At 75.6% G+C, this 25,460-nt stretch carries 11 protein-coding genes; 2 read left to right on the top strand and 9 right to left on the bottom strand.

What is annotated here, in order from left to right; genetic code table 11:
• The first annotated feature begins 10 nt into the window (after positions 1 to 10).
• On the top strand, positions 11 to 574 hold the full coding sequence (locus tag AB0L89_RS06510; RefSeq protein WP_365135252.1) for a dihydrofolate reductase family protein: 564 nt from the start codon (positions 11 to 13) through the stop codon (positions 572 to 574).
• A 20-nt stretch (positions 575 to 594) separates the two neighbouring features.
• On the opposite strand, the gene crcB (AB0L89_RS06505) is transcribed toward AB0L89_RS06510, so the two are convergent.
• The gene (gene crcB, locus AB0L89_RS06505) at positions 595 to 969 is read right to left on the bottom strand and encodes a fluoride efflux transporter CrcB (protein ID WP_365135249.1); all 375 of its coding nucleotides are present in this window, start codon (positions 967 to 969) and stop codon (positions 595 to 597) included.
• Complete coding sequence (crcB, locus tag AB0L89_RS06500) at positions 966 to 1,454, bottom strand: fluoride efflux transporter CrcB (protein ID WP_365135246.1); 489 nt, start codon at positions 1,452 to 1,454, stop codon at positions 966 to 968. Before crcB (AB0L89_RS06500) ends, crcB (AB0L89_RS06505) begins: the two co-directional genes overlap by 4 nt.
• Positions 1,455 to 1,787: 333 nt before the next feature.
• Between crcB (AB0L89_RS06500) and AB0L89_RS06495 the strand changes: the two genes are divergently transcribed.
• Positions 1,788 to 3,212: an MFS transporter gene (locus AB0L89_RS06495; protein ID WP_365135243.1), complete on the top strand. Its 1,425-nt coding sequence runs from the start codon at positions 1,788 to 1,790 to the stop codon at positions 3,210 to 3,212.
• 155 nt (positions 3,213 to 3,367) lie between these two features.
• Here AB0L89_RS06495 and AB0L89_RS06490 read toward each other — a convergent pair whose 3' ends face one another.
• From AB0L89_RS06490 to AB0L89_RS06460, 7 genes are read right to left on the bottom strand one after another with little or no spacing between them, the layout of a single operon-like run.
• Complete coding sequence (locus AB0L89_RS06490; RefSeq protein WP_365135240.1) at positions 3,368 to 4,726, bottom strand: FAD-dependent monooxygenase; 1,359 nt, start codon at positions 4,724 to 4,726, stop codon at positions 3,368 to 3,370.
• The gene (locus AB0L89_RS06485; protein ID WP_365135237.1) at positions 4,713 to 6,023 is read right to left on the bottom strand and encodes an AMP-binding protein; all 1,311 of its coding nucleotides are present in this window, start codon (positions 6,021 to 6,023) and stop codon (positions 4,713 to 4,715) included. Before AB0L89_RS06485 ends, AB0L89_RS06490 begins: the two co-directional genes overlap by 14 nt.
• The gene (locus AB0L89_RS06480; RefSeq protein WP_365135234.1) at positions 6,020 to 6,610 is read right to left on the bottom strand and encodes a flavin reductase family protein; all 591 of its coding nucleotides are present in this window, start codon (positions 6,608 to 6,610) and stop codon (positions 6,020 to 6,022) included. Before AB0L89_RS06480 ends, AB0L89_RS06485 begins: the two co-directional genes overlap by 4 nt.
• 53 nt (positions 6,611 to 6,663) lie before the next feature.
• Positions 6,664 to 7,455 (bottom strand): alpha/beta fold hydrolase, encoded by a 792-nt coding sequence (locus tag AB0L89_RS06475; protein ID WP_365135231.1) that lies wholly within the window; start codon positions 7,453 to 7,455, stop codon positions 6,664 to 6,666.
• Positions 7,452 to 9,926, bottom strand: coding sequence for a beta-ketoacyl synthase N-terminal-like domain-containing protein (locus tag AB0L89_RS06470; RefSeq protein WP_365135228.1), 2,475 nt, complete (start codon positions 9,924 to 9,926; stop codon positions 7,452 to 7,454). Before AB0L89_RS06470 ends, AB0L89_RS06475 begins: the two co-directional genes overlap by 4 nt.
• Entirely contained in the window at positions 9,923 to 19,123 is a 9,201-nt protein-coding gene (locus AB0L89_RS06465; protein WP_365135225.1) for an SDR family NAD(P)-dependent oxidoreductase, read from the bottom strand. Before AB0L89_RS06465 ends, AB0L89_RS06470 begins: the two co-directional genes overlap by 4 nt.
• Positions 19,123 to 25,353, bottom strand: a complete 6,231-nt coding sequence (locus tag AB0L89_RS06460; protein WP_365135222.1) for a type I polyketide synthase — start codon at positions 25,351 to 25,353, stop codon at positions 19,123 to 19,125. Before AB0L89_RS06460 ends, AB0L89_RS06465 begins: the two co-directional genes overlap by 1 nt.
• Between the last annotated feature and the right edge of the window lie 107 nt (positions 25,354 to 25,460).

Raw genomic sequence — 25,460 nt, 5'->3', positions numbered from 1 at the left:
GGACGGCACCATGCAGAAGATCATCTGGGCGATGTCCGCGTCGGTGGACGGCTTCATGGCGGGACCGGACGGCTCGCTCGACTGGCACATGGTCGACGACGAGCTGCACCGCCACTTCAACGAACAGTGCGCGGCGATGGGCGCGTTCCTGGACGGCCGCGTGTCCTGGGAGCTGATGGCCGCGTCCTGGCCGACCGCCGACGAGGACCCGGCGAACAGCGAGCCGATGCGGGAGTTCGCCGTCATCTGGCGGAACATGCCCAAGTATGTGTTCTCACGGACCCTGGAGCGGGCGGGCTGGAACACCACGATCCTGCGTGACGTGGTGCCCGAGGAGATCGAGGCGCTCAAGAAGTCGGCGGACGGGGACCTCGCCGTCGGCGGCGCCGACCTCGCCGCGTCCTTCCTGCGGCTCGGGCTGATCGACGAGATCCACATGTACGTCCATCCGGTCGTGATCGGCCGCGGAGCGCGCATGTTCCAGGCGGCGGACGTACGGACGGAGGTGCGCCTCGCCGGGACCCGGACCTTCGGCAACGGCGTCGTACTGCTCCGCTACGCGCTCGGCGGCTGACGCGCGTCGGCGCGGCGGCGTCACCCCCACAGCGCCTCGGCGCCGGCCACCCCCGCGAAGGCCGCGCCCAGTCCCAGGGCGACGCTGCCCAGGGCGTTGCCCACGGCGGAGAGCGGGGCGCCGCGCTCGGCGAGCCGCAGGGTCTCGTACGAGAAGGTCGAGTACGTGGTCAGCGCGCCGCACAGCCCGGTCCCCAGGAACAGCTGGGTGTGGGCGGACGCGGCGCCCGCCGTGACCGCGCCGGTGAGCGTGCCGAGGATCAGGCAGCCGACGACGTTGACGGTGAGGGTCCCCCACGGGAAGCCCGTGGAGTGCCGGGCCTGCACGGCGCGGTCGGTCAGATAGCGCAGCGGGGCGCCGATCATCCCTCCGGCGACGACGAACAGCCAGTTCATGAGGCCCTCCTGGCGACCACGCGGCGCGTCGTCCACGCGGCGGCCCACACGGCCGCGAGCGCGGCGAGCAGCGTCAGGAACAGATAGGCGAGGCCGGTGCGGACGTGGCCGCCGCTCACCAGGCGCTGGATGTCCACCGCGTACGTGGAGAAGGTCGTGAAGCCGCCGAGGACGCCGGCGCCGAGGAAGGGCCGTACCAGCGGGTGGGCCGTGCCCAGTTCGCTGACCAGGACCATCAGCACGCCGATCAGCGCGCACCCGACGGCGTTCACCACGAGTGTCGGCCAGGGGAAGCCGTCGGCGGCGACCGGCCAGATCAGGGAGGCCCCATAGCGGGCGCAGGCGCCGATGGCGCCGCCCACGGCGACCGCCGCCACGATCGGGCCCTGTCCGCCCGCGCACGCGAGCCGCCCGGTGGCGGGCTCGGGCGGATCGATGTCGGGGTCCGTGGGTTCTCCGACCGCTTCGGGCCGCTGGGCTCCCATGGGCACGCTCCTCCTACTCGCCCGCGCCCGTCGAGGGGCGCGCTCGTTCGCAAGTAGGGACCGTTGGCGGCATTCCCGCGCCGCGGTTCGGGTACGGCGGGCCCCACCGCCGCGCGGCGCCCCCGGGGCCGGACCCCGGCGATCGCCGCCGACACCAGGCTAACCGGCGCCGTCGGTCGGCGCGTCAGCAGGGGCGGGAGGAGCCGGGCCCCGCGGCGCGCCGCATGCGGCGCGGAGTCCGTCCCACCGGACTTCCGCGCGTGGCCTCAACACGACATCACGTGGCCTCGTTGCGGATTGTAGCCAGCATGCGCGCTGCGTAGCGTCGATGACATGACCTCAGCAACAGCCGCTTCCCCCAGCACCGATCGCCGCCGACCAGCGCTCATCATGCTGTGCCTCGTGCAGTTCATGCTCGTCCTCGACGACACCGTGGTCAACGTCGCCCTCTCCAGCGTGCGGGACGAACTGGGCTTCACCACGGCGGGCCTGGCCTGGGTCGTCAACGCGTACTTCCTCGCCTTCGGCGGCCTGTTGCTGCTGTCCGGCCGCGCGGCCGACCTGCTGGGACGGCGCCGGGTGTTCCTCGGCGGTGTGGCGGTGTTCGGCCTCGCGAGCCTCGCCTGCGGACTCGCGCAGGAACCCTGGCAGCTCGTCCTGGGACGGTTCGTCCAGGGCGGCGGCGCCGCCATGGCGAGCCCGGCCGCGCTGTCCCTGATCACGCTCATGTACACGGGCGCCGAGGAGCGTGCCAAGGCGTTCGGGATCTGGGGTGCCATCGCCGGTCTCGGCGGCACGATGGGCCTGGTGATCTCCGGTGCGCTGACCGGCTTCACGTCCTGGCGCTGGATCTTCCTGATCAACCTGCCCGTGGCCGCGGTCGCCCTCGTGCTGGTGCCGCGTCTGGTCGCCGAGAGCCGGTCCCCGCAGCGGGCCCGCCTCGACGTCCCGGGTGCGGTGCTGGGCACCGCCGCCGTCCTGTCCCTGGTCTTCGGGCTGCTCCAGGCCGGGGAGACGGGCTGGGGCGACGTGACCGTCGTCGTCCCGCTGATCCTGGCCGTCGTCCTGGCCGCCGCGTTCCTCACGGTCGAGGCGCGCACGGCCGACCCGCTGGTGCCGCTGCCGTTCATGGCCTCCCGCACCCGCGCCGTCGCCCAGGTCACGAGCCTGCTGTTCTCCGCCGCCTTCTACGCCATGGCCTTCCTGCTGATGCTGCACATGCAGTCCGTGCTCGGCTACGGCCCGCTCAAGGCCGGCTTCGCCTATCTGCCCTACGGCGCCGGCATCCTCACCGGCATGTGGCTCGCCTCGCGCGCCTCGGCCAGGTTCGGCATGCGGTGGACCCTCGTCGTGGGCTTCCTGCTCAGCGCGGCCGGTCTGCTCCTGCTGTCCGGGGCGTCGCCGGAGGACAGCTACGTGACCGGGGTGCTTCCGGGCGTGCTCGTGGCGAGCCTCGGCGGCGGTCTGAGCCTGCCCACCCTGACCGTCGCCGCGGTCACCGGGACCACCGAGGAGAACGCCGGTCTGGGTTCGGCGATCCTCACCTCCGTGCAGCAGGTCGGCGGCGCGGTGGGCCTGTCGGTCCTGGTCGCCCTGGCCGCGCTCCGCACCGACGCGGTGGCCGACTCGACCGACCCGCTGCACGCCGCGACGGAGGGCTTCTCGCTCGCGCTCGTCGTCGCCGCGGCCTTCCTCGCGGTGGGCGCGGCCGTCATCGCCGCGCTGCTCGACGGCCGGAAGGAGAAGTCCTCGGCCTGAGCGGGGCCGCGCGGGTACCGCGTGCCAAGCCACGCGCGCCACGAGGCGTACGAACCGTGTGTACGACGTCTGCCCCGGCCGGGTCCGGCCGGGGCAGACGTCGTACACGCCGCCGCACCGCATGTGCCGCGCGCGCCCCGAGTGCCGCACATGCCTCAGGCGCCCGCCGCGCCCCGTGCCCTCCCCCGGCGCCCCGCGGTGAACGCCGCGTACAGGATGCGCGGTGTCAGCACGGACGCCGGGCCCTTGGCGAGGGTGAAGACGTCCACGAAGGCCCGTGCGACCTGCGGATCGGACACCGCGGCACGCAGCACCCGGTCGGCGTACGCGTTCCCCAGCCGTGCCGCCGCCGGCAGGGGCGGGCCCACGACCGCCGGATGCCGCAAGTCGTCGTTGACCGACTGTGTCCAGGCCCCGTCGGCCGCCCGCGAGACGGCGCGCTGCACGCGCCGCGCGGCCTTCGGTCCCCCGCCCTCCCGGGCGAGCCGGTCCCGCAGGGCGACGATGCCCAGGGCGGCCACGGTCATGCCGTGCGCGTGGGCGGGGTTGAGGGTGCAGGCCGCGTCGCCCACGACCACGAGGCCCTCCGGCCACGTCGGCAGCCGGTCCAGGCGCGGGCGGCGGTTGACCATGCCGCGGAAGCCGCGGACGGGTCCCAGCGGGGTGGCCTCCGACATCAGCTCGTGCAGTGCCGGATGGGCGAGGGCCTTGGCGTACGCCATGAACTCGCCCTCCTCCACGGGGGGTTCGGTGCCGCGCATGCCCATGAGGGTGAGGCTCCAGCGGTCGCCCTCCAGCGGCAGCACCACACCGCCCATCGCGCTGCCGGTGGGGTCCCCCGCGACGCTGACGACGGGGGCGAGGGGGGCGGTCGTCTGGTCCGCCCGGAAGATGCGGGTGGCGTAGGCTGTGCCCACGTCCACCAGTTCCTCGGGTACGGGCGGCAGGCCGAGCCGTCCGAGGAGTTCGCCGGTGCGCGTCGAGCGGCCGGTGGCCACGACGACGTGATCGGCCTCGACGGTCTCCTGTTCCCCGGTGCCCCGGTCCTGGATCACCGCGCCGGTCACCCGTGAGGTGTCTCCGGTGAGGTCCACCAGCTCCGCTCCCTGGCGCACGGTGACGCGCTCGTCGCGCAGGACCTGCTCGCGTACCGCCCAGTCGACCAGGTCCCTGCTGCAGCACAGGATGAACTCGTCGTGCGCGGTGCGGGGCACCCAGCCGAACTTGGTGAACACCCCCACCTCGGACGGCATCGCCACCCGCCGGGCATCGGCGGCCAGCAGCTCGGCGAGCGTGCCGGGGATCAGGGACTCCATGGCGCGCACGCCCGTACCCAGGAAGAGGTGGGTGTGGCGCGCGTGCGGGACGCCCTTGCGCGGCCGCGGGCCCTCGGGGTAGGTGTCGCGCTCCACCACCGTGACCCGGTCCAGGCGGTCGGCGAGGACGCGCGCCGCGAGCAGTCCGGCGAGTCCGCCGCCGAGCACCAGCCCGTGCCGTCCGCTAGAGGTGGGCATACCTGGCTCCTCTCACGGCGCGCCGCACGGGGCCGCGCGCCCAGGTGATCTCTACAGTTCCGTCGTCCGCCACGCGGCCGTACCGCCCCGAGCGCCGCAGCGCGGACCCGTCGACCGGGCCGGGACCGTACGGCGTCTCGTGGATGACGCCGCACGGCAGCGCGTCGCCCGTGGCGCACAGCTCGCCGGTGCCGCCGCGCGACACGTCGAACCCCTCGGGGGTCAGGACCCGCACCTGGACGCCGGGGGCGGGGCGCCCGACGTCCAGCCACGCCCCCGGGTGCGGGCCGGGCGCCGCGGCGAACGCCTGACCGGGCGTCACCCGTCGCGTCGTCCAGGGCAGCACGCCCCCCGCGGGGGTGAACTCGCACCGCAGGCGGGTGGTCGGCAGCAGCATGAAGTGCCGCTCCACCAGCTCGGGCGGGCACGGGCCGCCCATGAGCACGACGACGCGCGGAGCCCGGACCGCCCCCGCCGCGCCGTCGAGGAACCCGGCGTACTCGGCGACACCGAACACCCCTGCGGCATCGGCCCGCCCGCCGGGAGCCGGGCACGCCTCCTCGGGGCGGAATCCCACGTGAAAGGTGCCACCGGTGGTCAGGGCCCACCACAGCGCGGACAGGCTCCGCGCCCCCATCGGCGGTTCGTGCGCCACGACCGTCGTGCCACCGGACCCGCGCGGCCGGGCGGCCAGGGCGCGCAACCACGCCCGGTGGTCGACGAGTTGGGCGTCGGGCCCGGTACCGTCCTCTCCGGTGCCGAACAGATGGGCGCCCTCCAGGGGGCCCGACCGCGGCAGCGAGTGGTCCACCCGCATCGCGCCGACCCGCTGCCACGTCTCCTCGCCGAGGACGATGACCCGGCCCAGCTCCGTCCACCCGGCGACGGCGGGCGAGCCGCACAGCGCCATCCGGGCGCCGACCAGCCGCGCCAGGCGCCGGAACTCCTCACGGGAGGCCTGCGCGGGAACCGGCACGCACACCCCGCCCGCCTTGAGGACGGCCAGCTGGGCCACGGTGGCCCTGCGGTGGTCCGGGCAGTGGACGAGCACGGGATCGCCCAACTGCACGCCGTTGCCGATGAGGACCGAGGCGAGCTGCCCCGCTCTCGTCTCGGCGTGGCCGTAGGTGAGTTCGTGGCGCCCGTCCTTGACCGCGACGGCCCGCGGCCGGTGGCGGGCCGTCGCGGCGAAGACGGCGTCGAGCGTGTCGGCCGGTGCCTGCGTGCGCCGCGGACGCGCCGGAAGGGGGCGGCGCGCCCGCGCCCCGGGCCCGGCCGCTCTCGCGTCGGTGATCACGGAGTGCCGCCCTCGGCCTGCTCCGGCCAGGTGGAGAAGCGGCGCAGCCCGTACAGGAGCGGCTTCGGCGGACACAGCGAGGTCACCGCGGAGACCTTGCCCATGATCACGGCATGGTCGCCGACGGTCTGGTCGCTGATCACCGAGCAGTCGGCGACGGAGTGCGCCGCCCCGTACAGGTGCGGCCCCGCCGTCCCCTCGCCGCCCCGCCACGCCACGCGGTCGAAGCGGTCGGGGGCGCCCGAGGCGAACAGTTCGGCGGTGGACCTCCCGTGCACGTGGAGGAGGTTGACCGCGAACGTGCCGCTGGCGCGGACCGCTTCGAGGGTGAGGCTGGCGTTGTTCAGGCAGACGAGGAGCACGGGCGGCTCCAGGGAGACACTGCACAGGGAGCTGCAGGTCATGCCCCACGGCCTGCCCTCGCCCGTCGTGGAGGTCACGATGGAGACGCCCGTGGGGAACCCCGCCATGAGGGGCCGGATGTCGGCCGCGGAGTCCCGGACGGCGGTGCTCGGATGGCGGGTTTCCCGGCGGGTCGGGGCAGGCGGCTCGACGTCACTGAGCTGTACCGACGTGGACTTTGACATCACAGCAGGTGTCTCCTGACGGTTGAGGGGCGTGTGCCGCGCGTGATCCGCCTTCACACCACGGCGCGGGGCCGCGAGGCGCGGGTGGGGGAGGTGGAGCCGACCACGTGCCGGATCTCCTCCACGAGCACGTCGCCCAGGCGGGCGAAGGCGTCGTCGAGGAAGTGGAAGTGGCCGCCGGGGAAGACGCGCCGGCGCAGTTCACCGGTCGTCTCCCTTGCCCAGGCGCCCAGTTCGGCCAGCGGCGCGAGGGGGTCGGAGGTGGCGCTCATGGCGGTCATCGGGGCGGCCAGGCGACGGCGGCCCGGTGCGGGCCGGTAGGAGACGAGGGCCCGCAGGTCGGCCCGGACGAGCCGCAGGAACCGGTCCCGGAATCCGGGCACCTCGTCGATCCGCGCGGGGATCCCGCCCATCGCCCTCAGCCCGCTCATTAGGCGGTCGTCCGGCATGGCGGGGTGCAGTTCCGCGCCGCCGCCGCGCGTGCCCGGCGCCGGCCGTCCCGAGACGCCGACCCAGACGGGCGCGGGGCCCCGCTCCTCCAGGCGACGCGCGGCCTCGGCGGCGACCAGCGCTCCCAGGCTGTGCCCGAAGAGCGCGAGCGGCGGGCCCGTCGCCCACGGCGCGACGGCGTCCGCGGTGCTCGCGGCCAGCGCCGCCATGTCCTCCAGCGGTGCCTCGGTGTGCCGTTTGCCCCGGCCCGGCAGGTCGAGCAGGAGCAGTTCCCAGTCCTTCGGCAGGTGGCGGGTCAGCGGGTGGTAGGCGGCCGCCGAGCCGCCCGCGTGGTGGACGACGACCAGGCGGACTACGGGGTCGGTGACGCGGCGGGGCCGCACGAAGACGCTCATGCGGGCCGCTCCGCTCCGGTTCCGGTGTCGCGGGGGGTGACGTTCGCGGCGAGCTTGCTGATCATCTCCGCCAGGGGCAGGTCGAGGGGCAGTTCCTCGGAGGTGAGGCCGACGTCGAAGCGTTCCTCCACCTTGGTGATGAAGAGGGTGGAGGTGAACGAGTCACCGCCCGCGTCGAGGAACGACCGTTCGACGTCGAGCTCTTCGGTCTCCTGGAGGACCTCGCGCAGCTCGGCCAGGAGGTGGGCCTCCAGCTCCTGGGGAGAGAGCGGGCCGAGAGCGGCGGTGTGGCCGCCGGCGGACACACCGGGTCGGGCCGTGCCCGTGCCGGGCGCCGAGGCGTCCGCTCCGGAGGGCGGCTCCTCGATCCAGTGGCGCTTGCGGCGGAACGGGTACGTCGGCAGATCGCTCAGCAGCCTCGCGCCCGGAGCGCGCAGCCGGTCCCAGCGCGGCTGCGCGCCCGCGGTGAACAGCGCGGCCACGGCGTCGAGCAGGAGCGCGGCGGGGTCGCGCGCGCCGTCCCCTGCCAAGGGGGCGGACGCGGTCGCGCCGTCAGGGGTCCGCCACTCCAGGGTCGCCGCGGCACGCGAGGAGTCCGCGTCCCGGCGCACGTCGACGGCGAGTCCGAGGCCGCGGACCAGGTGTGCCAGCGCCTCGGCGGAACCGCGGGACGTGTCCGGCGCGGGACCGGTGCCCTCCCCGATGAGGTCGGGGAAGGCGTCGGTCAGCGTGCTGACGGCGGCGTCGAGCAGCGCGTCGTCGGCGCCCGCGCGCAGGACGACCGTGCGCAGGGGCGGCACCGGCGCGGGCGGCGCGGCCAGCGCGGCGTCCAGCTCCCGTGTCAGCTCGGCGGCGTCCGCGCCGGTGACCGCGACGCGGTGGTCGAAGGCGGCCCGCCCGGCCCGCAGCGTGTGGCAGAGGGAGCCGATGGACGCGGCGTCCGCCGACGTCAGGCACGTCCGTGCGGCGGCGGCGAGGTCGGCGAGCGCGGCGGGGTCCTTCGCCGAGAGCACCAGCAGCTCGCCCGCCGCGCGGCTCTCCTGGCGCGGCTCGGGCGGTGCGGCCGGCTCGTAGGCCTCCAGGACGGCATGCACGTTGGTGCCGCTCATGCCGAAGGAGTTGACGCCCGCCACCCTGCGGGGCAGCTGTGCGGGCCAGGGGCCGTGCCGTCGGGGGACCGTGAAGTGCATGCGGTCCCAGGCGATGTGGGTGTTCAGTGGCCCGTCGTCGGGCGAGGCGGCGGCCGGTATCTCCCCGTGCCGCAGCATCAGCACCGTCTTGATCAGGCTCGCCACCCCGGAGGCGGCTTCGAGGTGGCCGATGCGGGACTTGACGCTGCCCAGCGCGAGCGGGACGCCCCGCTCGCGCACCGCGGGGCCGACGACCGCGTCCAGGGCGCCGATCTCGATGGGGTCGCCCAGTACGGTCCCGGTGCCGTGCGCCTCGATCCAGCCGAGGTCGGCCGGCTCGACGCCCGCGTCGGCGAGCGCGGCCGTGATGACCTCCTGCTGGGCGGGTCCGTTGGGCGCGGTCAGGCCGGACGCGGCGCCGTCGTGTCCCATGGCCGTGCCGCGCACGACGGCGAGCACGGGGCGGCCCTCGCGTTCGGCGTCGGCGAGGCGCATCAGGGCGAGCACCCCGACGCCCTCGCCCCGGCCGTAGCCGTCGGCCGAGGCGAGGAACGACTTGGAACGCCCCTCGGGCGACAGGGCGCGCGCCTGGCTCAGCGACACCATCAGGTCGGCGGAGAGCAGCAGGTTGGAGCCGCACACCAGCGCGTAGCGGCACTCGTTGCCGCGCAGGCCGCGCACGGCCAGGTGCAGGGCGGCGAGGGAGGAGGAGCACGCGGTGTCGACGCTGACGACGGGGCCGGAGAAGCCCATCACGTAGCTGATCCGTCCGGCGCCGAAGCAGAGGCCTCCGCCGGTGGTGAAGTACGGGTCGATCCGGCTCGTGTCCCTCCGGTCCTGCAGCCGTTCGTTGTACTCCGAGGCCATCATCCCCAGGTAGACGCCGACGTCGAGGCGGTCGGCGCGGTTCACGGCGATCCCGGCCCGCTCCAGGGCCTCCCAGGACGCCTCAAGGAGCAGGCGCTGCTGTGGGTCGAGCAGCTTGGCCTCGCGCTGCGAGATCCCGAAGAACTCCGCGTCGAAGTGGGCGACGTCGTCGAGGAATCCGGCGCGGTCGACGTAGGAGCGGCCCGGCCTGCCGGGCGTGGGGTCGTACACGGTCCGCAGGCCCGGCCGGTCCGCGGGCAGCCCCGAGAGGGCGTCGGCGTCGCCGCGCAGGAAGTCCCAGTACTGCTGCGGCGACGTCAGATCGGAGGGCAGGCGCAGCCCCATGCCGACCACGGCCAGCGGCGCGTGCTTCTCCTCCTCCAGCTCGCGGACGCGCTCGCGCAGGCGCCGGGACAGGCTGAGCTGGTCCTCCATCAGCTTGCGCAGGGCCGCGGGGTCCATCGTGTCGGTCATGACTTCTCCGTCTTCTCTGCTCGCACGTCGGCCTGCACGGCTCGGACGAGTTCCTCGAACGACAGACACGCCAGGTCCTCGGGCCCGGCCGGTTCCGCCGGCGCGCCGTCGGGGCGTTCGGCGTGGACCGGTCCCCTCTCGCGCCCGCGGGGTGCGGGGGCCGCCTCGGCGGGGAACACGAGGTCCGCCACGTGGCGGGCGAGGCGGGTGACGGTCGGGTGGTCGAGGGCGACCGTGGCGGCCAGGTCGACGCCCAGCGCCTGCGCGAGCCGGGAGCGCAGATCGATGACCATGATCGAGTCGAGGCCCATGTCGCCGAACCCGGACTCGTCGTCGACCGCCGAGCCGTCGCCGAGGACCGCGCCCGTCATCTCGCGCACGGTCTCCGCGAGCCGCCGTTCCCGCGCGCCGGGGTCCAGGTCGTCCAGCAACTCGCGCAGCCAGCCACGGGGTTGGGCGGGCGGTGCGGCGGCGGGCGCGGACGGCGCCGGGGCGGTGCCCCGGAACACGGCGGCCCCCGGATGGCCGGCGAGCCGCTCCTGGTAGCGCTGCCGGTCGACCGAGACGGCCACCAGGCGCGCCGTGTGTCCCGCCGTCGCCAGCGTCAGCAGCTCCGCGGCCTCGTCGTCGGTGAGGGGCCGGATGCCGACCTGTGCGACGGCCCGTGCGACGGCCTCCGAGGCCGCGAGTCCGCCCGCGCGCTCCGGGAGCCAGGGGCCCCAGTCGACGCTCGTGGCCGGTACTCCGGCGGCGCGCAGCGACGCCGCGAGACCGTCGAGGTAGCCGTTGGCCGCCGCGTAGTTGGCCTGTCCGGCCGAGCCGAGGACGCTCGACGCGGAGGAGAACAGGACGAAGGCGTCCAGGTCGTGGCCGCGCAGCGCGTCGGCGAGCTGCTCGGCGCCGTACGCCTTGGCGGCGAAGACCTCCTCGAAGTCGTCCTCCGTCAGCTGCTCGAAGGCGCGGTCGGCGGTGGTGCCCGCGAGGTGCAGGACGGTGCGCAGCGGGGCGTGTGCGCCGGCCGCGGCGACGGCGGCGCGGCAGGATTCCGGGTCGGTGACGTCGCCCTTGACCACCGTGACCCGCGTGCCGTTCCCGGTGAGTTCGGCGATCACCTCACGGGCCGCGGGGCCGGGTGCCGAGCGCCCCATGAGGGTGAGGGCCGTGGCGCCCCGGCGGGCCAGGATGCGGGCCGTGCTCAGGCCGAGCGCGCCGAGGCCACCGGTGATCAGGACCCCGTCCCGCGGGGCGGGCCCGGTGTGGTCCGCCTGCTCGCGGTGGGGGGTGAGCCGGGCCACCCGCACCGTCCCGGGGCCGATCTCCAGCCGGGTCTCGGTGATTCCGTCGGCGAGCAGGCGGACCAGCTCGCCGGCGAGGGTGCCCGCGTCGGCGTCGGCGGTGAGGTCCACCGCCAGGAGGCGCCGGTCGCGCTGTTCGGCCGACAGGGAGGCCAACAGGCCGCACAGTGCTTCGTGGAGCGGTGCCGGTGCGGATTTGTCGGCCTGGTCCCTGACGCCGAGGACCGCGTACGGCACGTGCGGCGGGGCGGCCCGCAGCGACCTGGCCAGTTCGACCACGGCGGCCAGCGCAGCCCGGGGGGCGACGGGCGCCGGGCCGTCGCAGAACCGGGCGTCGACGACGAGACCGGTGGCGCTGTCGGGCTGTTCCTGGCCGCCGGACACCGACACCTGGTGGCCGAGCGCCGCGAACGCCTCGTGCACGGCGCGCGCGGTGTCCCCCGTGCCGAGGACCGTGACGCGCCGGGGTCGTCCCGCCCCCGTGGGGGCCGCGGGCGCCGGTCGTTCGGTCCACTCCCACGCGTAGGCGTGCCGGACGCTCTCGCGCAGCGACCTCTGCAGGAGCGCGCGGGGCGCGCGGCGGAAGCGGAAGCCGGCCACGGCGAGGACGGTCGTGCCGTCGTCGTCGCACAGCCGCAGGTCGGCCGAGCGGACCTGCGAGAAGTCGGCCGGTCCCGCGGGCTCGCGGTCGGCGCGGACGTGCGCCCACAGCTCGCCGCCGGGCACGGGCCGTCCGGGGAACGACAGCCGGGCCGCGGCGAACGGGATGGCGAGCGAGGTCTCCTCCCCCACCCGGTCCGGGTCCTGGAGTCCGACCGCGAAGCCGACCGTGCTCTGCAGGCACGAGTCGAGCAGGCCGGGGTGGATCTCGTACCGGGCCGCGGGCTCGTTCATCTCCGCGGGCTCGGTGAAGCGGACCAGCGCCTCGTCGCCACGGACCCACATCTCGCGGATCCAGCGGAAGGACGGGCCGAGGTGGTATCCGAGCGAGCGCAGGTGGCGGTAGAAGTCGTCGCCCGTCAGGTGCCGTTCCGCCGCGGAGGCGAAGGCGTCGCGGGCCGCGCGGCTCCGCACGGCGTCGAGGCCGTCGTGCTCCGGCCCCGCGTCGACCGCCCTGGCCGCCAGGTGTTCCTGCCAGCGGCCCTGTTCGTCGTCGACGAGGCTGGCGACGCCCACCGTGCGGGTGCCGTGCTCCTGCTCGATGTCGGTGATCTGGAGTTCGTAGCGCTCGCCCTCGCGCAGCACCAGGGCCCGGGGGAAGTGCAGGTCCTCCAGGGTCACCGGCGCTCCGCCGGTGCCGAGCGCGGACAGGACGGTCGCGGTCTGGGAGGCACCCGGCACCGAGACCGTGCCGAACAGCCGGTGGTCGGTGAGGTGCGGCGGGAAGACCGTGCTGCGCTCCGTGCGGAAGATCCGTCCGCGCAGTGCCGGTGAGCGCAGTTCGGTGCCCCAGGCGGGGGCGGTCGCCTCGGCGGCGGCTCCCGGCACGGCGGTGCCGGTGGCTTCTCGTGGCCAGTACCGCTGCCCGCCGAAGGGGTAGCGGGGCGCGTCGGCGGCCGGGCCGTGTGCGGCGGTCCGCGCGTCCTGGGCGTGGACGCGCCGCCAGTCGAGGTCCTGGCCCCGCTCGTAGAGCGTCCGGGCGGCGGTGAGCAGGCCGGTCCGGTCGGGCCTGCCGCGCCGCAGCGAGGACGCCAAGTTCTCGGCGGGCTGTGTGCCGCCCGCCCTCAGCAGGTTGATCAGGGTCCGGTCGGGGCCGATCTCCAGGCAGACGTCGACGTCGAGCCCGGCCAGGCGCCGTGCCCCGCTGTGGAACCGGACGGGGTTGCGGGCGTGCTCGCACCAGTAGCGGGCGTCGTACGTGTCGGGTCCCGCGAGGTCCCCGGTGAGGTTGGCGACGACCGGGAGGGCCGCGGGGCGGAACTCCAACGGCTCCAGGCAGCGGGCGAAGTCGTCGGCCATCGGGTCGAGGAGACGCGAGTGGAAGGCGTGGGACACGCTCAGGGCGCGGGCCCTGACCCCCTGCTCCTTGAGCCGTTCGGCCAGGGCGCCGACGGCCTCGGGCGCCCCCGACACCACGGTGGCGTCCGGGGTGTTGACGGCGGCGATGTCCAGGCCGGTGCCGTCGATCCACTCCAGGACGCGCTCCTCGGGAGCCGTGACCGCGAGCATCGCGCCGCGCCGGGTGCCCTGCATCAGCCGGGAGCGGTCGGTGATCAGACGCATCCCCGTGGGCAGGTCCATCACCCCGGCGTGCAGGGCGGCGGCGATCTCCCCGACGCTGTGCCCCATGACGAGGGCCGGGGTGACGCCCCACGACTCCCAGAGGGCGGCGAGGGCGATCTCCAGGGCGACCAGGGCCGGTTGGGTCACCCGGGTCTCGTTGACGGCGCTCGTGTCCGTGCCGTACAGGACGAGGTCGGTGAGCGAGGCGCCGAGCGAGCCGGCCACGGCGCGGTCGCAGGCGTCGAAGACGTCACGGAACACCGGTTCGGTCTCGTACAGCTCCCGGCCCATGCCGAAGTGCTGGCTGCCCTGGCCGGAGAAGAGGAAGGCGACGCGCGGCGCCCGGGCGGCGGGGGCGGCGGGCGGGGCGCCGTCCAGCGCGCCCAGGAGCTGCTCCCCGCTGCTTCCCCACAGGGTCCTGCGGTACGGGAAGTGGGCCCGGCCCGCGCCCGCCGTGGCGGTCAGTGCGGCCAGTTCGCCGGGCTCCGCCCGGGTCAGCCGCTCCGCCCATGCCGCCGTGAGCCGCTCCAGGCCCGCCGGATCGGGGGCGGACAGGGGCAGCAGCCGCACGGATTCGGGGCGCTCGTCCGCCGGTGCGCCGGGAGCCGGGGCGGTGGCGTCGGCTGTGACGTCGTCGGAGAGCAGGACGTGGGCGTTCGTGCCGGTGAAGCCGAAGCCGGAGACTCCCGCGACGCGGGGCGTGCCGCCGGGGCGCCACGGCGTGGGGGCGTCCACCACGCGTACGTTCATGTCGGCCCAGGGCACCAGCGGGTTGGGCTCGTCGAAGTGGAGGTTGGCCGGGATCCTGCCGTGTCGCAGGGCCAGCACGGTCTTGATGACCCCTGCCATGCCGGCCGCCGACTCGCAGTGCCCGATGTTGCTCTTCACCGACCCCACGTGCAGCGGCTCGCCGGGCCGCCGGCCGGGGCCGAGGACCCGCCAGCCCGCGCCGAGTTCGATGGGGTCGCCGACGGCGGTTCCGGTGCCGTGCGCCTCCAGGTAGGAGACCTGGGAGCCCTCGACGCCCGCGTCCGCGAGCGCGTCGCGCAGCATCACCTCCTGGGCGCTGCCGCTCGGCGCGGTGAGCCCGGACGAGGCGCCGTCCTGGTTCACGGCGCTGCCGCGGATCACGGCGTGGACCCGGTCGCCGTCCCTGCGGGCGTCGGTGAGGCGCTTGAGCACGAGGACGCCGCAGCCCTCGGACCGCACGAATCCGTTCGCGCCGGCCGAGAAGGTCCGGCAGCGGCCGTCGGGAGAGAGCATGTGGGCCCGGCTGACGGCGACCCAGGACAGCGGATCGAGCAGGACGTTGACCCCGCCGGCCAGGGCCGCGTCGCTCTCGCCCGAGCGCAGGGAGCGCACCGCGAGGTGCAGCGCGACCAGCGAGGAGGAGCAGGCGGTGTCGACCGCGAGGGCGGGACCGTGCAGGCCCAGGGTGAAGGCGAGGCGGCCCGCGACGGCGTTGAGCGCGGTCCCGGTGCCGTAGTAGGCGTCGATCCCCTCGGCGCCCGCCCGTGCGAGCAGGCGCGCGTAGTCGCTGGAACTGACGCCGACGAACACGCCCGTACGCGAGTTCCTGAGCCCGCGGGGGTCGACACCGCCGTCCTCCAGGGCGTGCCAGGCCGACTCCAGCAGGAGCCGCTGCTGCGGGTCGAGGTTCTCCGCCTCGCGGGCGGGGATCCCGAAGAACGAGGCGTCGAAGCGGGCCAGGTCGCGCAGGAAGCCGCCCTGGTCGGTGGTGAGCGTGCCGCCCTCGCCTGCGTCCTCGGCGACACGGAACACGTCGGTGTCCCAGCGGCCTTCCGGCACCGGCCCGACACCGTCCCGGCCCTCGCTGAGCAGCTGCCACAGCTCGTCGACGGAGTCGGCGCCGGGGAAACGTCCTGCCATGCCGACGATGGCGATCGGCTCGGCGGACCGCCCCGTGGTGGCCTCATCTCCCGCAGTCAGTACGCCAGTTGTGAGCGAGGCCGGGCGGGGGAGCCGCTCGGGCGGCGGCGCGGCCGGGCCCTTGGGCCGCTCGGACCGCTCCGGCGGGCGCGCCGTCGTGGGCGGGCGCCGCAGCAGGTGGTCGGCCAGTTCGTCGACGGTGGGGTGGTCGAAGACGTCGGCGACGACGACATCGGTGCCGAACGCCTGCGTGAGCCGCTCGGCCAGGTCGACCGCCATGATCGAGTCCAGCCCGAGGTCCAGGAACCCGACGTCCTCGCGGAGCCGGGTGGTCTCCTGGTGGCCGAGCTGCGCGGCGAGCATGCGGGCCACATGGGCACGGGCGGCGGCCGCACGGGCCCGCTCCGGCAGCGCCGCCAACTCCTCGACGACGGAGGCCTCCGGCTCGGCCTGCTCCGCGCCGGGCGCGTCGGCCACGGTTTCGGCTGCCGCCGTGCCCCGGGCGACGCCCTGTCCGGCGTAGAGCCCGCGCGGGCGCAGCCCCGACATGATCCGGGTGAAGCGGTCCGTGTCGATCCCGCAGGACACGACGTGGCCGTCCGCGCCCGGCACCTGGGCGGTCAGCGCGGCGCAGGCCGCCGCGGAGCCCTGGGCGACGACGCCGACCCGCTCGAAGGACTCGCGCGACGCGTCGTCGGCCATGCCGGCGCCGTCCAGGTCCCAGGGGCCGTAGGCGAGGCTCACCGCGGGCAGACCGCGGGCGCGCCGGTGGGCGGCGAGGGCGTCCAGGGCGCCGTTGGCGGCCGAGTACGCCGCGCAGTGCTCGGTGCCCCACACCGCGGAGACCGAGGAGATCAGCACGAAGAAGTCCAGCGGCCACGCGCGCGAGGCGAGGTGCAGCCACCAGGCGGGGGTGTACTTCGCGCGCAGCGCCGCCGTGAAGTCCTCGGCACCCACCCGCGACACCGGAACGCGGTCCAGGGTGCCTGCAGCGTGCACGACACCCCGCACGGGAGGCATCGTGCGCAGCCGCGCGGCGATCTCCTCCCAGGCCCGCGGAGTGTCGCAGCCTCCGGCTTGATACGTGATGTCGGCACCGGACGCCGTCAGTTCGGCGAGCAGGGCGCGGGCGCGTCCGCCGAGCTCCTCCTCGGGGCGGCGGCCGACGAGCAGCAGGTGCCGGGCGCCGCGCCGCACCAGATCCGCCGTCAGCTCCCGCCCCACGGCGCCCAGTCCGCCGGTGACCAGGTAGGTGGCGTCGTCCCGCACATCCAGCCTCGGCGTGTGCGCGGGCGCCGGTACCAGTCGGGCCACGCGCACCCGGCCGCCGCGGACGACCGCCAGGTCCTCGCACCGGTCGGGCCGTGCGGCGCCCCGCGCCGTCCGCTGTGTGCCGGTGAACGCCAGCAGGGCGCGCAGGTCCGCCGCCTCCGGGGCGGTCGGCAGGTCCACCACGCCGCCCCAGGCGGAGGGGAGTTCGAGGCCGAGGACCGGCGCGAGCCCGTGCAGCGGGCCGTGGCCGACGCCGTCGGCGCGGTCGCCGTCCTCGGTGCGGCGGGCCCCGCGCGTCAGGACGAAGGCGCGGTGCCCGGCGTCGGGGGCGGCGAGCGCGGTCACCGCGGTGGCCACCGCTTCGCACACGGCGCCCGCGTCCCCCGCGAGACCCTCGCCCGCACCCGCCGTGTCGGGCAGGACCGGGACGCGCGGCGCGAGCAGGAGGGTGTGGGACTCGGTACGTCCCTGCCAGAACCGGTCCCAGTCCTGCGGGGTGCGGGGCAGGGAGCCCCGCTCCCAGCCCTCCGGCCCCGGCTCGGCGCCGGGCGTCAGGAGCGTGCCGCGCGCGCCCTGGGCCGCGGCCTCGCGGGCGGTGCGCACGGCGAGTTCGGTGTCGTCGCCCGCGACGACGAGCGCGGCCAGGGGGGCCGTCGTCCCGAACGGCGCGCTTTCCCAGTGGAGTTGGTACGAGGCGGAGGGCTCGGCGGCGCCGGACGCGGCCTTTGGGTGGTCCGGGGCGGGGTGGGCCGGTCCGTGCTCGGGCGCGTACCTGCGGCGCTGCCACGGGTGGGCGGGCAGGGCGATGACGTCGCGCGGCAGTTCCGCGCCAGGGCCCTGGGACGGGTCCTCAGGAGTGGGCGGGGAGGGGGCGACCGCCGAGGAGGGGGTGCCCGCCGCCACGGACCGCAGGGCTTCGGTGGCCGCGGTGCTGTCGGGCGCCGCGATCCGGACCCGCACGTCGTGCCGGGACCTGGCGTGGGTGGTGGTGTAGGCGAAGGCCGCGTACCGGTCCGGCGGGAGGGTCTCCAAGTGGTCGGCGTAGCGCGCCGCCAAGGAGCGCAGCGCCTCGTCGGTCGGCGCCGAGATCGCGAAGCCGTCGACGCGGACGGGCCCCTCGGCGGGGGTCCGTGCGCCCTCGCCCGTGCCCTCGGGCGGCGGGCCGAGCACGACCTGCGCGTTGGTCCCGCTCATCCCGAACGAGCTGACCGCCGCGTACCGCCCGCTCCCCCGGTCCCACTCCGTGAGCCCGGTCGGCACGGTGATGCCCGTGCCGGTCAGGTCGATGCGCGGGTTGAGGGTGCGGAAGTGGACGACCGGGGGCACCTGGGCGTGCCGCAGGCACAGCGCCGCCTTGATCACTCCCGCCACGCCCGCGGCGCTCTCCAGGTGACCGAAGTTGGTCTTCACGGCGCCCACGGGCAGCCGGGCCCCGCCGTTGCGGCGGCCGAGGGAGGTGGCCAGTGCCTCCATCTCGATCGGGTCGCCGAGCGCCGTGCCGGTGCCGTGCGCCTCCACATAGCCGATGTCCGACGGTTCGAGGCCGGCCTGGGCCAGCACGGTCTCGGTGAGGGCGACCTGGGAGAGGACGTTCGGGGCGGTGAAGCCGCCCGACCTGCCGTCCTGGTTGACGGCGGAGCCGTGCAGGACGGCGTGTACGCGGTCCTGGTCGCGCACCGCGTGGTCCAGGCGCTTGAGGACCAGGACACCGCAGCCCTCGCCCCGGGTGAAGCCGTTGGCCCGCGCGTCGAACGTCTTGCACAGGCCGTCGGGCGCCAGGGAACGGGTCTCCTGGACCAGTCGCATGGAGCGCGGGGACATGATCAGGTTGACGCCCGCGGCGAACGCGGTCTCGCACTCGCCGCGCCGCAGCGCCTGCGCCGCGAGGTGCACGGCGACCAGCGAGGAGGAGCAGGCCGTGTCCACCGAGACGGCGGGGCCGTCGAGGCCGAGGGCGTACGCGATGCGCCCGGCGGCGAAGTTGTGGCCGTTGCCCGTGGTCGCGTACGCGTCCGGCTCGCGTTCGAGCCAGTCGCGGTAGTCCTGCCACATGATGCCGAGGTAGACCCCGGCGGAGGTGCCGGCGAGCCGGCCGGCGGGCAGTCCCGCGTCCTCCATGGCCTCCCAGGCCACTTCGAGGAGCAGCCGGTGCTGCGGGTCGAGGTGCCGGGCCTCGCGCGGGCTGATGCCGAAGTGCTCGGCGTCGAAGTCGAGCACCTCGCCGAGGAATCCGCCGCGCTGCGGCAGCCCTTCCCAGGCCTCGCCGAAGGGCCCCTTGCGGGACTCCGGCATCGCGGTGACCAGGTCGCGGCCCGCGGCCAGCGCCGCCCAGTAGCCGTCGAGGTCGCCGATGCCGCCGGGCAGCCGCAGCCCCATGCCGACCACGGCGATCGGCTGCGTGCCCTCCTGCTCGGCGAGGCGGCGGCGCAGGTCCTTGATGGTGTCCATGGCGCGGGTGAGCGGGGTCTGCTTGGCGCCCTTGGCCTCGGCGCCGCCGCGTTCGGGGTTCTCGGTCATCAGTGCGCCTCCTCGGTGAGCGCCAACTGGTCGCACAGCGCGCCGGCCAGTGCCTTGGTGGTGCCGTACGCCCACAGGAGGGTCGGCGAGAGCTTCATGCCGAACGCCGCCTCCAGACGGTTCCTCAGTTCGAGACTCATCAGGGAGTCCAGGCCCAGTGCCTTGAACGGGCTGTCGGGCTCGACGCCCTGCGGATCGAGCCGCAGGACCCGTCCGGCCAGCTCCCGCACCTTGTCCCCGGCCAGCTCGACCCGCTCCTGCGGGGAGGCGTCCAGCAGGCGGGCGCGGAACGCGCCGTCGCCTCCCGGCAGCCCCTGCGAGGCGTCCTTCGCCACGGCGTGCAGGCGGCTCCAGCTCGCCAGTGCCGCGGTGTCCGGGTTCGCGTCGAACCACCGGCGCGGGTCGATCGGCACATGGCCGACGACGGGTTCGTCGCCGTCGAGGAGGCGGGCCAGCGCGGGCCAGGCCTCAGTCGTCGGGAAGCCGCCCATGCCGCGCTCGGCGAGGCGGGCGCCGCGCCGTTCGTCGTGCGCGGCGAGGCCCACGTCGGTGAACGGGCCCCACTGGACGCTCAGCGCGGGCAGGCCGCGGCGGCGCCGCAGTTCCGCGAGCGCGTCCAGGGAGGCGTTGCCCGCCGCGTAAGCCGCCTGGCCCGCGTTGCCGACGAGCGCGGCGGCGGAGGAGAACAGTACGAACAGGTCGAGCGGATCGTCGGCCGTCACCCGGTCGAGGCAGCGGGCACCCGCCGCCTTGGGCGCGAGCACATCGGCGAGCTGACGCTCGGTCAGGGTGCCGATCGTGGCGTCGTCGAGCAGACCCGCCGCGTGCACCACCCCGCGCATTGGCGGCAGTTCGGCGCGTACGCCGTCCAGCGCCGCCCGTACGCCCTGCTCGTCGGCGACGTCGCAGCGCAGGGTCTCGACGCGGACGCCGGTCGCGCGCAGCTTCGCCACGCGCTCCGCCGCGTCGGGGCGTGGCACGGAGCGGCCCAGCAGGACCAGGGCTCCGGCGCCCCGTTCGGCGAGGAACTCGGCGAGCGAGAGACCGAGCGCGCCGAGGCCGCCGCTGATCAGGTACGTCCCGTCCGCGCGGAAGCGGCCCCGCGGCAGCGGCTCCGCGGTGACGCGGCCTGCCGTGGCGGGCTCGACGAGCGCCTCGCGTCCGATGCGTTCCCTTGCGGCCGTGGCCTCCAGCGCGGCGTCGGCCTCGGCGAAGGGGCGGGTGTGCACGGGCAGCGGTTCGAGCTTCCCGGCCGCCAGCATCTCCCAGGTGAGCGCGAGGAGACGGGCGAACCTGCCGGGCCGGCGCGCGGCGAGTCCGGCCACGTCCACGGCGGACAGGCTGATGCCCCGGTGGAGGTCGGCGAGACCGATCGTGCGTCCGGCGAGGGCGTCCCGCTGCCCGGTCTCCAGGAAGCGGCCGTCCTCGGCGAGCACCCCGAGTCCGGCGCGCAGGGCCGTGCCGCCGAGCGAGTCGAGGACGACGTCCACGCCTCGCCCGCCGGTGGCGGCCCGCGCCGCGTCCGCCCAGGCCGGGCCCGTGCTGTCGTACACCTCGGTGATGCCGGTCCCGCGCAGGTGGGCGCGTTGCTGGGGTGTCGCCGCCGTGGCCAGGATCCGGGCGCCGAGCGCGCGGGCGACCTGGATCGCGGCGAGTCCCGCGGGGTCCGCGGCGTCGTGGATCAGGACGGTCTCGGACGCGTCGAGGCGCCCGACCTCCGCCAGCGCGTACCAGGCGGCCGTCATCGCCAGGGCCTGGCCGCACGCCTGGGCGTCCGTCATGCCCCCGGGGATCCGCACCGCGTGGTCGGCGCGGACGGTGACGTGGGAGGCGAGCGCGCCGTGGGCGCAGGCCGCCACACGGTCGCCCACGGCGAGGCCGGTCACCTCCTCGCCCACGGCGAGGACCCGGCCCGCGCACTCGCCGCCCGGCACGTCGCCGCCGTCGGGCGCCGCCGGGTGCCGGCCGCTCGTCTTCGGTCCGTGGCCCGGGTCGAGGGCGGCCGCGGTGACCTCGATCTCGATCTCGTGGGGTGCGGGCGTGCGCCGGGCCAGGGGCAGGAAGGTGGTGCCGGGCCCGTGTCCGGCGGGACGCGGGCCGACCCGGAAGGGCTGGTGAGGGGTGGTCGGCGCGGGCAGGGAGGGGGCCTGCGTCGCGCGGGCGCTACCCCGGGTGAGCCGTGCGGCCGACAGGCGTCCGCCGCGCAGCGCCGTCTGGTCCTCGGCGCGGTCGCCGCCGAGCAGCGCGGCGGCGCAGTCCGTCTGCCAGCCGGGCTCGGTGACGTCGACGTCCACGATCCGCGGGGTCAGTTCGTCGTGCTCGCGGCGCAGCACGCGGGCGTAGCCCCAGTAGAGGGCGGCGCCGGGGTCGGGCAGGTCGGCGCCCCTGGGTGCCTGGGCGCGGTCGGTCACGACGGTCAGCGCGGGCGGCGCGGGCGAAGCGGCGCAGGAGCGGACGAGTTCGGTGAGGCGGTAGAGGCCGCGCCGCTGGGTGCCGAGGTCCTCGCCGGCCCCGGGCGCGACGAACACCACGGCGTCGGCGGGCCGTGCGGCATCGACGGCGTCGGCGCGCGCCGCGTGGGCCCCGGCGGCCGTCAGGGCGCCGGTGAGCTCCTCGGCGGACGGCCCGTCCCCGCAGACGATCCAGCGCTCCGCGGGTGCGGCCGTGTCCGCGGCAGCGGTGATGTCGGTCCACTCGACGCGGTGCAGGCGCTCGTCGAACGGGTCCCGCTCGTCGGCGCCGGGCAGCGGCGTCAGCTCCAGACCGCGCATCACGAGGAGCGGGGTGCGCCGCTCGTCGTAGAGGTGCACGTCGCAGCGGCCGTCGGCGCGGCGCACGGCGTGCGACCACACGGACGTGACGGGTTCGGCGGGTCCCGTGTGCAGGTCGATCCGGTCGACGGCCGTCGGCACCAGGGCCACCGGGTCGTCGTACAGGCTCAGGGCGACGTGGAGGGCGCCGTCCCACAGGGCCGGGTGGAGCACGTGCGGGCGCCGGCCGACGCGCAGCCGCTCGTCGAGGACGACCTCGCCCGCGGCCTCCCGTCCCAAGGGGTGGAGGCGCAGACTCCGTACGCCCCGGAAGGCGGGCCCGTAGCCGAGGCCCCGGTCGGCGCAGTCCTGGTAGAAGGCGTCCACCGACGACGGCTCGGTGGTGTCCGGCCAGGCGGGGAACGCCGTCGTGGCGGCGTCCGCGACGGTCCGGTGGATCAGCGCGGTGGCGTTGGTCTCCCAGGCCTCGGCGCCTTCGTCGAGCGAGGAGAGGGCGAACGTTCCGGTGCCGGGGCTCTCGTCCTGCCAGCGCGCGCAGAGCCGTGCGGGGCGCTCGCCGAGCGTGACCTCCTTGAGGAAGGCCATGCGCTCGATCCGGGCGGGGGCGGCGCCGGTCGCGGCCCGTGCCGTGTGCGCGGCGAGCGCCAGCATGGCGGTGCCCGGCAGCACCGGGGTTCCGTAGACCTGGTGGTCGGCGAGCCAGGGCAGCTCCGTGACGGACGGTTCGAGGAGGCCCTGCCGGATGCCGGGCTGTCCGGGCGCGGGCTCCAGCGGGGGCTCCAGGCCGCGCGCCGCACCGGTGGCCGCGCCGCGGTCCGGCGTCCAGTGGCTCTCCTGGCGCAGGGGGTGACCGGGCAGCGGGACGAGGGTGTCGCGGGGCAGTCCGGCGAAGGGTGCGAGACCGGACGTGTAGGCGCGGCCCACGGCCCGGCCGAGTTCGCCGGGTCCGCCCCGGTCGCGGCGCAGGGTGGTCAGGACGGCCACGGACTCGGGGCGGTCCGCCGCGAGCTGTTCGAGCGCGGGGGCGAGCACGGGGTGCGGGCTGATCTCCACGACGTGTGTGACGCCCTCGTCGAACAGGGCGGTCATGGAGTCCGCGAACAGCACGGGGCTGCGGAGGTTCTCCGCCCAGTACGCGGCGTCCATCTCGGGTCCGGCGAGGCGGCCGACGCGCACCGTCGACATCAGGTCGATGCGGCCCTCGCGGGGCGTGGCCGGGGCCAGCGCGGTGAGCAGGTCCTCGCGCAGGGGGTCCATCTGGGGACTGTGCGAGGCGTAGTCGACGTTGACCAGCCGGCAGTAGGTGCCGTCCGCCTCCAGCAGTTCCTTCAGCATGAGCACCGCGTCCTCGTCGCCGGAGAGCACGGAGGCGTTGGGGCCGTTGTGCACGGCGAGGGAGACGACGTCCTCGAAGCCTTCGAGCGCGGCGAGCGCCGCGTCCCTGTCCAGGTCGACGGCGAGCATCCGGCCGTGTCCGGAGGCGCGGCGCGCGATGGCGCTGCGGCGCGCCATCACCAGGGCCGCGTCCTCGTAGGACAGGACGCCGGCGAGGGTGGCCGCGGTGATCTCGCCCTGGCTGTGGCCGAGGACGACGTCGGGCTCGACCCCATGGGCCCGCCACAGTTCGGCCAGGCCCAACGACATGGCCCACAGGGCGGGTTGCAGCATGTCGATGCGGGACATCCACGCGTCGCCGGTCCCGGCCCGGAAGACGTCGAGCGGGTCCCAGGTGACGTGCGGGCGCAGCGCGGCGGCGCAGCGCCCGACGACCTCGGCGAACAGCGGGCTGTGTGCGTACAGTTCGTGGCCCATGGCGCTCCACTGGGAGCCCTGGCCGGGGAAGACGAACGCGGTGCGGCCCACGGGCACGGCCCTGCCGGTGACGAGTGCGGGCGCGTCGGTCCCGGCGTCGCCCGCCGCCAGGTCCGCGAGCGCGGCGCGCAGTTCGGCGGGTTCGCTCACGAGCGCGGCGGCCCGGTGCGGGAAGTGGTCGCGGCGCCGGGCGAGTGTGCCGGCCAGTGCGGGCAGACCCGCTCCGGTGGCCTCGGCGGCGGGCAGGGCGGCCAGGAGGTCGGCGGCCCGCACGGGCAGGTCGGACGCCTGGCGGGCGGAGAGCGGCACGAGTGCGGGCAGTCCGGTGTCGGGGAGCTCGGCGGGCTCGGCGGGGCCGGGCTCCGGCGGGCTCATGAGGACCACGTGGGCGTTGGTGCCGCCCCAGCCGAAGGAGTTGAGGCCGAGGGTCACGGGGCCCTCGGGCAGCGGGCGCGGCTCGTGGACCACTTCGAGGTGGAGACCGGCGAAGTCGATGGCCGGGTTGGTCCGCTCGCTGTGCAGGCTCGGGGGCAGCACGCGGTGGCGCAGGGCGAGCAGCAGCTTGAAGAGCCCGGCCATGCCCGCGCTGGCCTCCAGGTGCCCGATGTTGGTCTTGACGGAGCCGATCAGCAGGGGGTCGCCGGAGCGGCCCGCGCCGAGCACGCGGCCGATGGCGGTGGCCTCGACGGGGTCGCCGCGGCCCGTCCCGGTGCCGTGCGCCTCGATGTACGTGGGCCGGGGAACGGTCTCCCAGCCCTCCACGTAGGCACGGCGCAGCAGGTCCTCCTGGCCTTCCTGACTGGGCGTCACCAGGCTGTCGCCGCCCCCGTCGTTGTTGACGACGGTGCGGACCACCACGCCGTGGATCCGGTCGCCGTCGGCCAGCGCGCGGCGCAGCGTCTTGACGTAGAGCGCGGCCACGCCCTCCCCGCGTACGAAGCCGTTGGCGTCGGCGGCGAACGCCTTGCAGCGGCCGTCGGGGGACAGCCCGCCGAAGTGGGTGAGTCCGACGGTCACATGGGGGTCGACCATCAGGTTGGTGCCGCCCACGATCGCCGCGTCGATCTCGCCCTGGCGCAGCGCCTGGGCGGCCAGGTGCAGGGCGACCAGCGAGGAGGAACAGCCGGTCTCCACCGTCATGCTGGGGCCGCGCAGCTTGAGGAAGTAGGAGAGTCTGGCGGCGATCACGTCGAGCGCGTTGCCGACCAGGCTGTGCGGGGTGGGGCGGGCCCCGCGCGCCTCGCGCAGGATCTCGTAGTCGTGCCAGGAGGCGCCGACGTAGACGCCGGTGCGGGTGCCGGCCAGGTCGGCCGCGGGCTGTCCGGCGTCCTCCAGGGCGCGCCAGCCCACTTCGAGCATCAGGCGCTGCTGGGGGTCGATGGCGGCGGCCTCCCGGGGCGATATCCCGAAGAAGGCGGCGTCGAACCGGTCGACGCCGTCGAGGAATCCGCCGACGGCCTGGATGTCGCGTTCGGGGTCCAGGGGGGCGGAGGTGTCCCAGCGGTCGGCCGGGACCGGGCCGATCGCGTCGCCCCGGTCCATCAACAGCGCCCACAGACTGTCCGCGTCCGGCGCCTGGGGGAACTTTCCCGCCATCCCGACGACGGCGATCAGGTCTGCGGGATCGTGCGCGGTGTTCGCGTCCATACCCTGCCTTCTCGTCCTGGTGCGATCCGCGGGAAATGTTTTTCCCGACGTCAACCGGTCACTTGATCGCAGCCTATTTCGCCGTCGTCGGCCGACAACACCCCTGA

Source organism: Streptomyces sp. NPDC052114 (assembly GCF_040680155.1).
Lineage (GTDB): Bacteria > Actinomycetota > Actinomycetes > Streptomycetales > Streptomycetaceae > Streptomyces.
The sequence above is the reverse complement of the archived record's forward strand: the minus strand, read 5'-3'. Positions and strand labels throughout refer to the sequence as shown.